Raw genomic sequence first — 13,655 nt, forward strand, 5'->3', positions numbered from 1 at the left:
CATGTCTGATAAAAAGCACGCAGGCGCGTTTGACCTGCGCAATGTGATTGGCGCCTTATTAGGCCTGTACGGAATTATTCTCATTGCTTGTTATTTCTTCCTTGACCCTGGCGTCAACCCGGATACCGCAATGCCAAAAGAGGCGGCGAATAACCTGTGGGCAGGCCTGGCAATGCTCGCGGTAGCAGCGCTTTTTGTTCTGTGGGCGCGCCTGAAACCAATCAGGATCCCAGGAGAAGACTAATGGTTGATATCACTCACGCTCAGCTTGCCGATGGCCGCGAGATCATCTACTTCGACGATCAGCCGCATTCCGACCGCGTGCTTGATGATGCCCGCGATATTCCCACCGTTGCTCCCGCTTCCGAAATGCGGCGCGATCCATTGACGGGAGATTGGGTTGCTTTTGCCGCACACCGCATGAACAGGACCTTCATGCCGCCGGCAAATGAGAACCCTCTAGCCCCGACGCGGCCAGACCAACTGCCTACTGAGATTCCCAGCCCCAGCTATGACGTGGTGGTTTTTGAAAACCGCTTTCCCTCTTTCTCCATGGCCGCCACGATTGAGGAACCGGATAAAGATGAGCTCCTCGGCATGGTCCCGCGTCTGCCAGCCCAGGCCCGTTGCGAGGTGGTGTGCTTTACCGAAGACCCAACCCTTTCATTCCGCGATCTGCCTGAATCCCGTATTCGCACCGTGATCGAGGCCTGGGCACACCGCACCGCCGCATTATCCGCCATCGATGGAATACAGCAAGTATTCCCCTTTGAAAATCGCGGGGAAGAAATTGGGGTTACCCTCCAGCACCCGCATGGCCAGATTTATTCTTACCCGTTCCTTTCCCCGCGGTTGCGCTCGATTGTGGATTCGGTTCGCGCCTATGACGGCGATCTTTTTCAGGATCTTCTCGATAGGGAACGGGAAGCAGGCGATCGCATCATTGCGGAGACTCAATATTTCACGGTCTTCGTCCCCGCGGCCGCTAAATGGCCGCTTGAGGCGATGGTTCTGCCCAATGACGATGTCCCAGACTTTTCGGCGCTTAATGAAGCACAACGCGCCGACCTTGCTGGTGTGGTGAAAAAGCTTTATTCCGCGGTCGATCGCTTTTTTGAGGGCGTGGAAAAGACGCCATATATTGCCGGCTGGACACAAGCCCCGGTGGATCCGGAGCTACGTTCGGGCGTCCGCATGCATTTGCAGCTATTTTCGCTCATGCGCTCGCCAAATCGCATGAAGTATCTTGCCGGGTCTGAATCCGCGCAGGGAGTGTGGATTAATGACACCACCCCAGAACGCATCGCTGCACGCTTTAAGGAGGTCTGGGATGCCTAATTGGTTTACTACGCGCACGGACGAGGAACTCGCAACCGCTGCCCATCGGCTTTTCGTGGAGACTTTCGCTGAAGATGAGGCAGGTGCTGCTGCCCCTGAGCCGGTGGGGGTGTGGGCGGCTCCAGGGCGGGTGAACCTCATCGGCGAGCATATTGATTATGCCGGTGGCGCATCCATTCCTTTTGCCTTGGAACAAAATACGGCCGTGGCCGTGCGCCCGCGTACAGATGGCGCAATACGCATCGCTTCAGAATTCGATGGTTCCGTCGCTCAGGCCTGTGTTCCGCTTTCTAGCGTACAACCGGGGCATCCCGCTGACTGGTCAGGCTACGTCGCAGGAGCCATCTGGGCGGCGGTCGAGGCCGATCTATTGCGGTGCGATGGACTCGACGTCGCGATTGTATCGGACGTTCCCGTTGGCTCTGGTTTATCCAGTTCTGCAGCGTTGGAGTGCTCTATTGCCGTAGCGGCTTATGAACTCGACCATGGGCATTTACCCGATGATGCTGCCCGCGCTGGGTTGGTTGAGGCGTGCATGCGCGCAGAAAATGAAGTGGTGGGCGCCTCTACCGGGGGACTGGATCAAAATGCCAGCCTCTTTGGGCAGCGTGGAAAGGCCTTATTCCTCGATTTTGCTACCGGTGCCGTCGAACGCATCCCCTTCGATATCGCCTCCCAAGACTTGGTGCTGCTCATTGCGGATACCAACGCGCCTCACACACTTTCCGATGGCCAGTACGCCTCCCGCCGCGGGATTATCGATGATGTGCAATCCGCGGCTGGGTGCACCATTCGCGATATTCCGGATGCTGTGGATTTTGCTGCAACCGTCGCCGAAAAGTCCTCGGATTCGGCCGAGCTGTACCAAAGGCGCGTGCGCCATGTGGTGGAAGAAACCGAGCGCACCTTGAGCGCTGCTTCCGCCTTGTGCGCATCTGATTTGGACACATTTCGCCAGCTGATGCGCGATAGCCATGGCTCGCTGCGGGATCTTTACGAGGTCACAACGCCCGAACTCGACTCTGCTTTTAACGCGGCAGGTGAGCTCGGTGCGCGCATGACTGGCGGTGGCTTTGGCGGCGCAGTTATCGCCCTAATAGCGAAGAACGACGTGGACGCGACCGCGCAGGCTATTGAAGAAGCAGCGGCACAGCAGGGCTTTCCCGCTCCGACCTTCGTGGTGGCCCGCCCTGGAGAGGGCGCGCGCCGATTGCACTAAGCGTGCTGCGGCGGTAACCGTTACCGGGGCTTTACCGCCTTGAGCGCCTTGCTGATCCCGCTTTGCAAGGTAGGCCGCGATTGCTTCATGGGGTGGGCAATGGCGCGCAGCCCCATATACGCAATCTGATCGGCGGCGCGATTGAGCGGATCCCCAGCATGGCCGAGCACCCTGCGAATATCCACCTCGCAGGTGCCTTCGAGGTCGCCCCAGGCCTGTTGGAACCGGGAACGCGCGCCAGACGAGACACCGCGCCACCTGCGTCCAGATCGTGCCGCCTTCGAGCCTTTCTTGTGCACAATGTGGTTGACCGCATCCAATGCCGCAACAGAATCGGATTCGATGACAGCCTTTGTCGCACCTACCTTGAGCAGGTACTTTAACGCGAGCGTGAGCGCTTCTAGTTCCAGTTCGTCCGTGCTAGCTTTCGTCTCGCGGGTGCGCAGGCGGTAGTCACCGTTTCCCGCCACGAAACACATCGAGCCCTTGAATACGGTATCGGAGGAGGCGTCGGTAGCGATGCGCGCTACCGCGCCCGCCGGCCACGACGTCGTGTGCGAGAAGTTGGGCCACCATTTCGCCTCTGGCGTTTCGACGTGGTTGGCTTCTTTCTTTTTCGGGGCCTCGCCCAGCTTGCGCGCCTTCCGCGCGGTCAGGCCAGCTTGTTTGCGGCGTGCGGAGCTCGCGCTTGCCGATGCCCGATTCTCCCCCGCAAAGCTCCCCGTCACCGTATAGCCGCGCTTCTCGAGCGCCGCTCGGAGCGCATTTTGCCTGCGCCCGGTGACAATCCAGGTGCGCCCATCGATTCCGTGCAGGGCGCGTTGCAGCTCGCGTACCGCAACTTTAACGATATCGCCTTTTTTGATCTGGCCTTTGCGCACGAAGCGTGCCTGGGCGGTATTGACCGCAATGACCCACCCCTCGATGGTTCCATCCTCCGCTGAATCCCAGCGTTCATCCCACAACGCGATCGCCACATGGACCGGCGCAGACACCATGTCCTTGGTGATTTTGCGGGTGCCATAGGTGCGCGATTGCGTGCCGGTAAGTGCTGAGAGCTCGAGGGGTTCCATTGGTTCTAGTAAATCATTTCTGCTTACTAGTGCTGCAATAACGTTGCCCTTTTGTGGGAAACTGGTGGGAAGATGGGGGCGGCATCGGCAAGCATATGAGCGCAGCGCCCCGTGGAGCGGCTTAGGTAAGTTGCCGCAGGGCAAATTGGCCGTACATCGCGCCCAATTCTTCGGCGGAATACGCGCCCTCTGGGCTGAACCACTGAGCCACGCCGATGCCCATATCAATGAGAGCCCAGCAGGCAATCTTCAGGTTTTCGGCGTGAAAATTTCCTTCATTGACCACGGACATCCACCGCGCAACATAATCGCGGCGAAGCTGAAGCACGACGGATTTATGCGGCTGCTCTAGATTATTGAGCTCGTTATTGACTACGCGGACTCGCCGAGCGTGGGTGGCATGAAAGATGACATGCACCTTCATCGTCTCGACGAGTCTTTCGCGCGGATCTGTAAATCCCACCAGCCCGGTGGCATTGGCGCGCAAAAGGTCTTCCATGGTGGCAATTGTGACCTCAGAAAGCAGCTCTTGCTTGGAAGAAAAGTGGTTATAAAGGCTGGAAGCGCGCATTCCTACAGCCTGTGCGATATCCTGCATTCCCGTGGCGTGGTAGCCGCGCTGATCGAAGAGATCGAGCGCGGCAGCAGCGATTTGGTCGCGACGTCGCTGGTTAGCCACCGTGGAATCCTCCTTTTGTTGTTTTACGGAGGATACTATACGCCCTCAGCCACCGTGTACTCCGCTTCGGTGTTCTCTGCTACGTCTTCCTTAGTGACGTTTGGTGCCAGTTCCTTAAGCACCAATCCGTCTTCGGTGATATCAAAGACACACAGACTGGTGATGACGGTTTTAATAGCGCCCTTTGCCGTGAGCGGGAGGGTGCATTCGGTGCGGATGCGGGAGGAACCATCGGGCGCGACGTGGTCCATAATCGCGATGACCCGCTGCGCGCCCTTGACCAAGTCCATGGCTCCGCCCATGCCCTTCATCTTCACACCCGGGATGCCCCAATTGGCGATGTCGCCATTTTGCGAGACCTCCAATGCACCCAAGATGGCGGTATTGACGTGGCCGCCGCGAATCATAGTGAAACTTGTGGAGGAGTCGAATACGGAGCCACCGGGAAGAATCGTGGCGCATTCTTTGCCCGCGTTGATGGTATCCGGGTCCATCTCTTCCTTCAACGGATAAGGTCCCGTCTTGAGGATTCCGTTTTCGGATTGCAGGGTGATATCGATGTCTTTGGGCACGTAATTGGCCACCGCGGTTGGCATGCCGATGCCGAGGTTCACGTATTCGCCGTCTTGCAGTTCTTGGGCCGCACGTTCTGCAATTTGCAGGCGGGACCAGCCCTTGTCCGGAATATTGAGATCCTCGGGGCGCTCGTCTCCATTATCCGATTTAACTCGGTACGTAGGGCGCTCAATCTGCTTATTGGCTGCTTGTTCTGGGGTTAGCGGCAAGAGCCTGTCCACAAAGATTCCGGGAACATCGATGTCATTGGGTTCGAGTTCGCCGCTTTCTACCATGTGCTCTACTTCAACCACCGTTATATTGCCGCACTTCGCGGCATCGGCATTAAAGTTTCCGGCGGTATTGCGGAACACGAGATTGCCTTCGGGGTCGGCCTTCCATGCGCGAAGGAGCGAGAAGTCAGTGACTAGGGAATCCTCGAGGACGTATTTTTGCGTCTTACCGTTAAACGTAAATTCCCGGGTTTCTTTGGGCTTGGATTCTTGAACGAGCGTGCCGGACCCGTCGGAGGAATAGCGTTCAGGCAGGCCGCCATCGGAGCGCGCGGTATCGACGCCCGAGGCGGTGTAGAACGCCGGGATTCCCGCTCCGCCCGAACGCATCATCTCCGCCAAAGTTCCTTGCGGGATGAGGTCAACCTCAAGCTCACCGGCGAAGAATTGACGTTCAAATTCCTTGTTGAACCCGATGAAAGAACCGCCGAATTTGGCAACTTGGCGCGCATTGAACAGGAGGGCGAGGCCTAGGTGCTGATTGTCGATCTGTGTTCCGGGATTATTGGAATAGACCTCAAGGCCAGTGACTTTTGTGCCTACTATGCCTTCGAGCAGGACCAAGGGATTTCCGCAGATGCCGAACCCGCCTACAGCCATGGACATGTTGTCCTCTAGGCCTTCGAGTGCAGCATTGATATCTTTGACGACTTTGTTTGGCATGGGATGCAAACTCCTTGCTTTGCAGGGACATTCTTACGAATCATGATTCGTCGTAGTTCACATACTACAACTCAAACCTGTGTCCGCAACCACATTTATTGGAATTTGTGAGCTGGATTCCTTGACAGTTCATGTGATGTAGGTCAAAAATGGTAACTAATAATTGTTCGCCTCTTACCGTTTGGAGAACCTTTCATGTCCCATAATCAGTTCCCAGCAACCACCGATTTCCTTGGTGTCTTTGACAATCTTTCTGAATCTGATGCCGCCGGTTGGCAGCGCGCCGCTCAGTTCCGGAAGTACTCCGATCCCGTCATCAATAAGCATTGGGAGGCCGCAGAGTACCCACTTGATTTGGTCAAGCGGCTCGGCGAATTGGATGTCATGACGGATGGTCTCTCCATTGAGGGACATGACAAGATGTCCACCTTGGGTGCGGGCTTGGCGCTCATGGAAATAACCCGCGCGGATGCGTCCATGGGAACAGTCATCGCTGTCCAGGCTGGCCTAGCCATGCGGTCTATCGACATGCTGGGCTCTGAGGAGCAGAAGGCCGAGCACCTGCCCAAGATGGCCAATTGCGAATTGCTTGGTGCCTTTGGTCTGACCGAGCCTAACCACGGTTCCGACTCAATCGCGCTGGAAACGACCGCGGTTCGCGATGGTGACGAGTGGGTACTCAACGGCGAGAAGAAGTGGATTGGAAGCGGTGCTTCGGGCGGTATCACGATAATCTATGCTCGCCTCGAAGACGGCAACGTCAGCGGATTCATCGTCCCGCAAGAAACGCCGGGCTATACCGGCACTGTCATCGAAGGGAAACTTTCGCTGCGTGCTATCCACCAAGCGCATATCACGTTGGAAGATTGCCGCATTCCGGCAGCAAACCAGCTTCCTGGTTGCCGCAGCTTTAAAGACGTCGCCCGGGTGCTGACGGCAACGCGCGTCGGTGTTTCGTGGATGGCGCTCGGCTCGGCCATTGCTTGTTATGAAACCGCGCGAAACTACGTGCTCGAGCGTGTGCAGTTTGGCCGCGAGCTGGCTAAGGCCCAGATTATCCAGCAACGGCTGGCGAATATGGTCCTTGATCTGAGCCAGATGATGCTTACCTGCCGCGAGGTTTCGCAGCGTGACGATGCGGGAGCCTTGTCCCCTGAGCAGGCCTCTGCGGCGAAGCTTCACAATACTCGCGCCGCGCGGCGGATTGCTGCCGATGCCCGCGATATGCTCGGCGGCGTGGGAATTCTTTTGGAAAATGACATCGCTCGCCACTTCGCCGATGTGGAGGCAATGCATACCTACGAAGGTACCGATACCGTTCAATCGCTCATTATGGGCAAAAAGATCACCGGCTTTTCGGCATATAAGTAACCAGACTAAAGCGGACCCCTTCACCCTGAAAGACCAGGGTGAAGGGGTCTGAACTATCTGTATAGAAGGGTGGGTAAGCCTGCGAAGCTATCCGCGTCCAAGGCAGAAGCCCTGCAGCCACAAAGGAGCCCCGCCTTATGGCGGGGCGGGGTAAGCCATTAGTTTCGCAGCGGCTTCCGGGTGGCAGCCATGTGCTGTGCGCGCTCTACATTGGCAGGAAGCAGGACCAGCGGGATAACGAACTCGGACTCTCGCTCACAGAACTCTGAATGAGTAAGCGACCCAGAGCCGGTGTAATGGTCCGCTAACTTGGAGACGATCGCGTGGTCATTATCCGTGGTGCCCTCCAATGGCCACTCACTATCAAGGGCTGTGGAACCGGAGTAGAGCTCGATGTCTTCATCGGCTGGGGCGGAATAGTTTGTAGCGAGCTTTTCGGCCTCTTCCAACGCACGGGCGAGGACGTGGTTAAAAGACATGAGGACTACGTCATCTGTGGTAAGAAACCCTTGCTTTTGCGCCTCAAAAGCCGAAGAAAAGTTGCTAGCGGAGGCGATAAAATCAAAGGCCTTTTGGTGGTAATCGGTTACTCCCGCGGCCTTTAGCCGTTGGAGGGAAGAAACCGTTCCGGTCCAGCCGGGGAATAGTCCTACATTGCGTTCCGGAAAGCCCATGCGCGCATCGGCGTGGGCCACGACGCGGTCGCAGGACAAGGTGGCTTCGAGGCCGCCGCCGAGTGCCACCCCGCGCACTGCCGCCACAACGGGTACAGGTGCAAATTTTAATGCCTGCAGCGTCTGCGCGCCCGTCTTAATAAGCTTAGCTACTTGCTCCGTCGACCCGGATTCACCGGCTGCGGCAATGGAACCGAGATCGGCTCCTGCGCAGAACACCGGTTTATCGTTACCAATCACCAAAGCTACGAGGTTTTCGGTGGTGGCAGCGTCAACGGCGGCGCGAAGTAGCTCAAGGCCCTCAGCCGGCAAAGAATTCATCGGGGTATCTAGATCGATGATGCCTATGCGGCCAGTGTCAGATTCCACTGCGTGTACCTTGCCTGCATCCGTAGAGACGATGATGTCTGTGGATAGAGACTCTAGAGTCACCACACCCTCGCGTGGCGGCAGCTCTTGTACCTCTCCCTTGGTGGAAAGAACCGAACCATTCCCGTAGAAGCCGTTCGCAGAAGCCGCTGCGGTCACAAGCTCCGGTGGGTTGGAACCGTACGCCGAGAGGACCCAGTCGATTCCGATGGCATCGGCAAGCTCGAAGATGCCTTTCTTCCAGCCGAATCCAAGCTTAAGGCCATCATCGATAAGCCCCACGTGGTCCGCGATGGACGGGGCGACGTTGCAGCAATAAGCCAGGGTGTCGAGGAAAACCGCGCGGGCGAACCTGCCGCCAGGAGAATCCGTCTCCATGACCTTGCGTGGATCTTTTATACCCACGACCGGATCATCGGTCTGTTCGCGGGGAACGTAGTCGTACGAGGAATTAATCGTCTCGTCACGCCCGCGGTAAAATCCGCCGTCACCGGTGCGCCCGGTAAGGCCTCGTTCAACCAGTCCAGCAATGAACTCATCGTCGCTTAAGTGGATGTCCCGCAGCGCATCGCCCTGCGGGAGGGCGGTTTCGAGGGACTTCCAGATGGGTTCAACCAATTGCAGGCCAATGTAATCGAGGAGCCCAAAAATTCCGGTCCGTGGGATGCCGAAGGCGCGGCCAAAGGAAGCATCAGCCAGTTCGTAGCTCACGCCAAATTCGCGGGCGCGGGACACACCAGCGGCCATCCAATAACAGCCCACGCGGTTGGCGATAAAACCTGGGGTATCGCGGCACTCGAGCGCAATCTTGCCCAAGGTCTGTTCGATGGTGGTGCGCAGCACGGCCTCGGTGTCCCCGGAAGCGATGAGCTCTACGAGGCGCATTACCTTCGGTGGGTTAAAGAAGTGCGTGATGGCGAATCGCTCGCGAAGGCTTTCTGGGACACCATCGAGTAGGGATTCAAGTGGCAGCGTTGAGGTATTTGAGCTGACAATCGCGGTAGGGGACAGGTGTGGTTCGATGCTCTGGTATAGCGCATGCTTGGCATCTAAATCTTCGAAGATGGCCTCGATAACCCATTCACGATCCGCCAGGAGCTCGTAATCATCACTGGCGCGAACGCGCTCGGCAAACTCCGGGAGGTAGAAACCTTTGCGCTTGAGCTGTATATCGATACCGCGTTGAGCGCTTTCAGCGTCTTTATCGTGGAGGACAACGTCCATGCCGGCTGAGGCGCAGAGGGCTGCAATGCCCGAGCCCATGGAGCCGGCGCCGATGACGGCTACTTTAGTAACACTCATTTACTTTGCTCCATTCTCAATAATCATGGCGATGCCTTGGCCACCGCCGATGCACATGGTGACTAGGCCATAGCGCTTGTTCAGGCGGCGCAGTGCGTAGGCCAGCTTGGTGAGGAGGATGATGCCGGTGGCTCCTACCGGATGGCCATGGGCGACGGCACCGCCGTTGATGTTGGTCTTTGCTGGATCGAAGCCCAGTTCATCTTGAACGGCGATGGCCTGTGCGGCGAACGCCTCATTAGATTCGATGAGATCGATATCATCTAGGCTAAGCCCTGCCTTGCGCAATGCCTTTGGCACCGCAGCGATGGGGCCGATGCCCATGCGGGTTGGATCCACACCGGCGATGGACCAGGAGACTATCTTGGCTAGGGGATTGAGACCGCGCTTCGATACTTCGTCCGCCGTTGCGAGCACGGCGGCTGCCGCGCCGTCATTAATGCCGGAAGCGTTTCCCGCCGTCACCGTGCCATCCTTAACAAACACGGGTTTGAGATTGGACAGTTTTTCCGGATCCGTTTCACGGACGCCTTCATCGAAGTCCAGCTCATCAAGGGCCACAATTTCTTCTTTGTGGACGCCATCGACACGAGCTTTCGCGGCGCGCTCGAGGGACTCTGCGGTGAACTCATCCTGACGCTGGCGGGAGATGTTATTGTCCGCAGCAACATTTTCCGCGGTAACGCCCATGTGGCCGGTGCCAAAGGGGCAGGTAAGGGTGCCGGTGAGCCAGTCATACAGCTTGCCGTTTCCCATACGCTTGCCAAAGCGGGCACCTTCGACGGAATACGGTGCATTGCTCATAGATTCTGCGCCCACGGCGAGGGCCAGGGTGCCATCGCCCGATTGCAGCAATTGAGCTGAGCTGATGACCGCTTGCACGCCCGAACCGCAGAGGCGGTTAACACCCATTGCGGTGGAGGAATCCGGCAAACCGACGTTACGAGCGATAGTGCGGGAGAGGTACAGGTCATTTGGAACGACGGGAATGACATTAGAAGCTACTGCGGTATCGAGGTCCGCGGCTTGAAGCCCCGAACGTTCAATAGCTGCTTCGGCCGCCTTGGATCCGAGCTCGGTGAGCGAGAGTCGGGCCAGGCTACCGCCAAATGTGCCAATGGGAAGGCGTGCTGCGCTCGCGATGTAGATGTCCTGAGTCATGGTGTCCTCCGTTAGTGAGACGAATAGCGATTCGTTTATTTAGTATCCTAGGTCACTTTTTCGGTAGGTGCAATGATTACTCTGCGGCACAAGAAGGAGTGGAGGGGTGTGTGGGGTGTAACCCGCGTCACCCCCATCAGTTTTACAGGTTGTTGAACAACGGTTATGCTTTCGGGATTATTGATGCGACCTGCGTCACGAAAGGTGAAATTAGTGAGTGCTGAAAAACAGGCTTCCGCCCCGGCACAGGCGGGGGCGCAGGCGGATGCGAAGACCCCGCCCAAGGGCATCGGCGCCATGGCAGGTGCCATGTTCCTCATGGCTACCTCGGCTATCGGCCCGGGCTTTTTGACCCAGACTTCGGTCTTTACCGTCCAGATGGGCGCTTCTTTTGCCTTCGCAATCGCGCTGTCCATCCTCGTGGACATTGCCATCCAGCTCAATGTGTGGCGCGTGCTCTGCGTGACGGGAATGCGCGCCAATACCTTGGGCAATACCGTCCTTCCCGGTTTGGGCTGGGTGCTTGCTGGCTTCGTCTTTTTCGGCGGGGCGATTTTTAATATCGGCAATATCGCCGGCGCAGGCTTGGGCCTGAACGCGATGCTGGGCATCGATGCGCGCATCGGCGGCGTCATTGCGGCGGCGATTGCCGTGTTCATCTTCCTCTCCCGCCGCGCTGGAATGGCGCTGGACCGCCTCGTGGCCGCCCTGGGCGCGGTGATGATCCTGCTTATGCTGTATGTGGCCATCGTCAGCCAGCCGCCGGTAGGGGAGGCGCTGAAGAATACCGTCGCGCCGGGTGAAATCGATTTCTTCGTCATTACCACCATCATCGGCGGCACGGTCGGTGGCTATATCACTTTCGCCGGCGCGCACCGGTTGATCGATGCAGGCTTATCCGGCGTTGAAAACGTCAAGAATATTACGCGGACCTCCGTCAGCGGCATCATCGTCACCGGTATTATGCGCATGCTGCTCTTCTTAGCGGTATTGGGCGTGGTGGCTACCGGCGTCACGCTAAAAGAAAATAATACCGCCGCCGATGCCTTCTACCACGCGGCCGGTGAATTCGGCCTTCGTGCATTCGGTATGGTGCTCTTTGCCGCAGGACTGTCCTCGGTCATCGGTGCCGCTTATACCTCGGTTTCCTTCGTGACCACCCAGGAAACCCCGGCCCGGACCCGTAATATCTTCACCGTTATCTTCATTGCGGTCTGCACGGTCATTTTTGTAATAATCAACTCCGCGCCGCAAAAGCTCTTGATCTTCGCCGGTGCGATTAACGGGCTCATCCTTCCCATCGGCTTCGCGCTGGTGATGTGGGTAGCTTGGCGCCGCAAGGATCTGCTGCAGGGTTATAAGTATCCAAAGTGGCTGCTTATCCTTGGCGGCTTGGCCTGGTTGCTTACCATTTTCATCGGCCTCCGCGCAGTCTCAGGAATCACAGCAATATGGGCATAATGCACACGCCAGAAGAGGTGCGCGAGTTCGCGCGCACCCACGAGATGACCACCACCGCCGGGCACGCGCGGGGCTACATGCAGGCCAACCTGCTCTCGCTGCCCAGCGCATACGCCTTCGACTTCCTGCTCTTTGCCCAGCGCAACCCCAAGCCGTGCCCCATCGTCGGCGTGCTTGAGGCGGGGCAGTACACCTCGGATCTGCTACCTGGCGGCGATATTCGCACCGATATTCCGGCCTATCGCATCTTTGAAAACGGTGAGCACACGGCCACGCTTGCCGATGCCACCTCCTATTACACCCCCGACATGGTCAGCTTCCTCATCGGCTGTTCGTTTACCTTTGAAACGGCGTTGGTGGATGCGGGTATAGAGATCGCGCATATCGAACAGCAGCGCAATGTGCCGATGTACCGGACGAATATCCCCACTACTCCTGCGGGCGTATTCTCCGGGCCAATGGTGGTATCGATGCGCCCGATTCCGGCATCGCAGGTTTCCGATGCGGTGCGCATTACCTCCCGCTATCCGTCCGTGCACGGGGCGCCGGTGCACGTGGGGGATCCGGCGGCCATCGGCATTGTGGATCTAGCGCACCCGGACTTTGGCGATGCGGTGGACATCCCAGAAGGTTGCCTGCCCGTCTTTTGGGCGTGTGGGGTTACTCCGCAGGCCATCGTGATGGAATCAAAGCCGGAGCTGGCCATTTCCCATGCTCCGGGCAAGATGCTGGTGACCAATGCCCGCGATGCGGAGTACCTCATCCCTTAGGCATTGTCCCCGCTACTTTCTTAGTCCGTGAAGGACAAGATGGTATCGCAGGTTTCTAAGAGGCTATCGCGCAAGTGCGTGGTGGCCTCTTCGCGTTTTCCATCCGCGATGAGCGTGGCTACAGCAACGTTGTCTTGAATGTGCTCGGCGTGCAGCTGCGGGTAGCGCGGGATGACCAATAAAAAGGTAAGCCGCATGCGCGCGAGCAGGTTGCTCATCTGCTCATCCAAGGTAGCGGAACCTAGCCCTGCTACCAGTGCTTGGTGGAAGCGCTGGTTAATGGAGGAGACTTCCTGGTGCTTATTGCGCCTTGCGCACTCGAAGGCGGAGGAGGCGAGGGAGATGAGCGAGGGGGCATCGGCAAATGCGCCCCAGCGCGCCGCGGCCGGCTCGATGGCGGCGCGAGCGGCGAATAAATCGCGGATATAGGCGGCATCCGGGGTGGCGATGAAGACGCCGCGGTGGGGGATGCGCTCGACCAGGCGCTCAGCGGCGAGCGTGGTAAAGGCCTCGCGGAGGGTATTGCGGGAGCAACCGAATTGCTCAGCCACCTTTACCTCACTGAGCTGCTCGCCGGGCTGAAAATTGCCGGCCGACATCTCTTGGCGCAAAGCGGTGGCGACGGACTGGGAAAGCATGACCCTCACCTTACTGAATGGGTGAGGCGTCAACGGCCATTCCGTATGACTTAAAGATCTAAAAGTTCTAAAGAGGCGGCGAAGTTCTA

At 57.8% G+C, this 13,655-nt stretch carries 12 protein-coding genes; 6 read left to right on the plus strand and 6 right to left on the minus strand.

Annotated elements, in window-relative coordinates; all coding sequences use genetic code 11:
• Window position 1 precedes the first annotated feature (1 nt).
• Genes HMPREF1287_RS11330 through galK form a run of 3 tightly spaced genes read left to right on the plus strand, consistent with a single transcriptional unit; the run spans window position 2 to window position 2,557 of the window.
• Complete coding sequence (locus tag HMPREF1287_RS11330) at window positions 2–244, plus strand: hypothetical protein (RefSeq protein WP_023016871.1); 243 nt, start codon at window positions 2–4, stop codon at window positions 242–244.
• Window positions 244–1,338, plus strand: coding sequence for a galactose-1-phosphate uridylyltransferase (gene galT, locus HMPREF1287_RS11335; protein WP_023016872.1), 1,095 nt, complete (start codon window positions 244–246; stop codon window positions 1,336–1,338). Before HMPREF1287_RS11330 ends, galT begins: the two co-directional genes overlap by 1 nt.
• Window positions 1,331–2,557: a galactokinase gene (gene galK, locus HMPREF1287_RS11340; protein ID WP_023016873.1), complete on the plus strand. Its 1,227-nt coding sequence runs from the start codon at window positions 1,331–1,333 to the stop codon at window positions 2,555–2,557. The genes galT and galK overlap by 8 nt, the downstream gene beginning before the upstream one ends.
• Before the next feature lie 20 nt (window positions 2,558–2,577).
• Here the strand turns inward: galK and HMPREF1287_RS11345 are convergent, their stop codons facing one another.
• The 3 genes from HMPREF1287_RS11345 to HMPREF1287_RS11355 form a co-directional block, all read right to left on the minus strand.
• Window positions 2,578–3,630 carry a hypothetical protein gene (locus HMPREF1287_RS11345; RefSeq protein ID WP_023016874.1) on the minus strand — a complete coding sequence of 351 codons (1,053 nt, stop codon included), beginning with the start codon at window positions 3,628–3,630 and terminating at the stop codon, window positions 2,578–2,580.
• 121 nt (window positions 3,631–3,751) lie between these two features.
• A complete protein-coding gene (locus HMPREF1287_RS11350; RefSeq protein ID WP_023016875.1) occupies window positions 3,752–4,309 on the minus strand; it encodes a TetR/AcrR family transcriptional regulator in 558 nt (185 codons plus the stop codon).
• A 35-nt stretch (window positions 4,310–4,344) separates the two neighbouring features.
• Window positions 4,345–5,820, minus strand: coding sequence for a 3-oxoacid CoA-transferase (locus HMPREF1287_RS11355; protein ID WP_023016876.1), 1,476 nt, complete (start codon window positions 5,818–5,820; stop codon window positions 4,345–4,347).
• Between the two features lie 195 nt (window positions 5,821–6,015).
• On the opposite strand from HMPREF1287_RS11355, the gene HMPREF1287_RS11360 reads away from it, so the two are divergent.
• Window positions 6,016–7,191 (plus strand): acyl-CoA dehydrogenase family protein, encoded by a 1,176-nt coding sequence (locus HMPREF1287_RS11360; protein WP_023016877.1) that lies wholly within the window; start codon window positions 6,016–6,018, stop codon window positions 7,189–7,191.
• A gap of 158 nt (window positions 7,192–7,349) precedes the next feature.
• Here the strand turns inward: HMPREF1287_RS11360 and HMPREF1287_RS11365 are convergent, their stop codons facing one another.
• Together HMPREF1287_RS11365 and HMPREF1287_RS11370 are read right to left on the minus strand one after the other, a co-directional pair.
• Window positions 7,350–9,536 carry a 3-hydroxyacyl-CoA dehydrogenase/enoyl-CoA hydratase family protein gene (locus HMPREF1287_RS11365; RefSeq protein ID WP_023016878.1) on the minus strand — a complete coding sequence of 729 codons (2,187 nt, stop codon included), beginning with the start codon at window positions 9,534–9,536 and terminating at the stop codon, window positions 7,350–7,352.
• Window positions 9,537–10,697 carry an acetyl-CoA C-acyltransferase gene (locus tag HMPREF1287_RS11370; RefSeq protein WP_023016879.1) on the minus strand — a complete coding sequence of 387 codons (1,161 nt, stop codon included), beginning with the start codon at window positions 10,695–10,697 and terminating at the stop codon, window positions 9,537–9,539.
• A 297-nt stretch (window positions 10,698–10,994) separates the two neighbouring features.
• On the opposite strand from HMPREF1287_RS11370, the gene HMPREF1287_RS11375 reads away from it, so the two are divergent.
• A complete protein-coding gene (locus HMPREF1287_RS11375; RefSeq protein WP_005277435.1) occupies window positions 10,995–12,158 on the plus strand; it encodes an NRAMP family divalent metal transporter in 1,164 nt (387 codons plus the stop codon).
• On the plus strand, window positions 12,149–12,928 hold the full coding sequence (locus tag HMPREF1287_RS11380; RefSeq protein ID WP_023016881.1) for a putative hydro-lyase: 780 nt from the start codon (window positions 12,149–12,151) through the stop codon (window positions 12,926–12,928). The genes HMPREF1287_RS11375 and HMPREF1287_RS11380 overlap by 10 nt, the downstream gene beginning before the upstream one ends.
• A gap of 20 nt (window positions 12,929–12,948) precedes the next feature.
• Here the strand turns inward: HMPREF1287_RS11380 and HMPREF1287_RS11385 are convergent, their stop codons facing one another.
• Entirely contained in the window at window positions 12,949–13,566 is a 618-nt protein-coding gene (locus HMPREF1287_RS11385) for a GntR family transcriptional regulator (protein WP_023016882.1), read from the minus strand.
• Window positions 13,567–13,655: the final 89 nt, after the last annotated feature.

Origin of the sequence: Corynebacterium sp. KPL1986, assembly GCF_000477975.1 — a bacterium.
Taxonomy (GTDB): domain Bacteria; phylum Actinomycetota; class Actinomycetes; order Mycobacteriales; family Mycobacteriaceae; genus Corynebacterium; species Corynebacterium accolens.

Bases quoted from the DNA above. Each gene is read 5' to 3' on its own strand.
- HMPREF1287_RS11330 (WP_023016871.1), top strand. From the start codon at position 2: ATGTCTGATAAAAAGCACGCAGGCGCGTTTGACCTGCGCAATGTGATT.
- galT (WP_023016872.1), top strand. From the start codon at position 244: ATGGTTGATATCACTCACGCTCAGCTTGCCGATGGCCGCGAGATCATC.
- galK (WP_023016873.1), top strand. From the start codon at position 1,331: ATGCCTAATTGGTTTACTACGCGCACGGACGAGGAACTCGCAACCGCT.
- HMPREF1287_RS11345 (WP_023016874.1), bottom strand. From the start codon at position 3,630: ATGGAACCCCTCGAGCTCTCAGCACTTACCGGCACGCAATCGCGCACC.
- HMPREF1287_RS11355 (WP_023016876.1), bottom strand. From the start codon at position 5,820: ATGCCAAACAAAGTCGTCAAAGATATCAATGCTGCACTCGAAGGCCTA.
- HMPREF1287_RS11360 (WP_023016877.1), top strand. From the start codon at position 6,016: ATGTCCCATAATCAGTTCCCAGCAACCACCGATTTCCTTGGTGTCTTT.
- HMPREF1287_RS11365 (WP_023016878.1), bottom strand. From the start codon at position 9,536: ATGAGTGTTACTAAAGTAGCCGTCATCGGCGCCGGCTCCATGGGCTCG.
- HMPREF1287_RS11370 (WP_023016879.1), bottom strand. From the start codon at position 10,697: ATGACTCAGGACATCTACATCGCGAGCGCAGCACGCCTTCCCATTGGC.
- HMPREF1287_RS11375 (WP_005277435.1), top strand. From the start codon at position 10,995: ATGGCAGGTGCCATGTTCCTCATGGCTACCTCGGCTATCGGCCCGGGC.
- HMPREF1287_RS11380 (WP_023016881.1), top strand. From the start codon at position 12,149: ATGGGCATAATGCACACGCCAGAAGAGGTGCGCGAGTTCGCGCGCACC.
- HMPREF1287_RS11385 (WP_023016882.1), bottom strand. From the start codon at position 13,566: ATGCTTTCCCAGTCCGTCGCCACCGCTTTGCGCCAAGAGATGTCGGCC.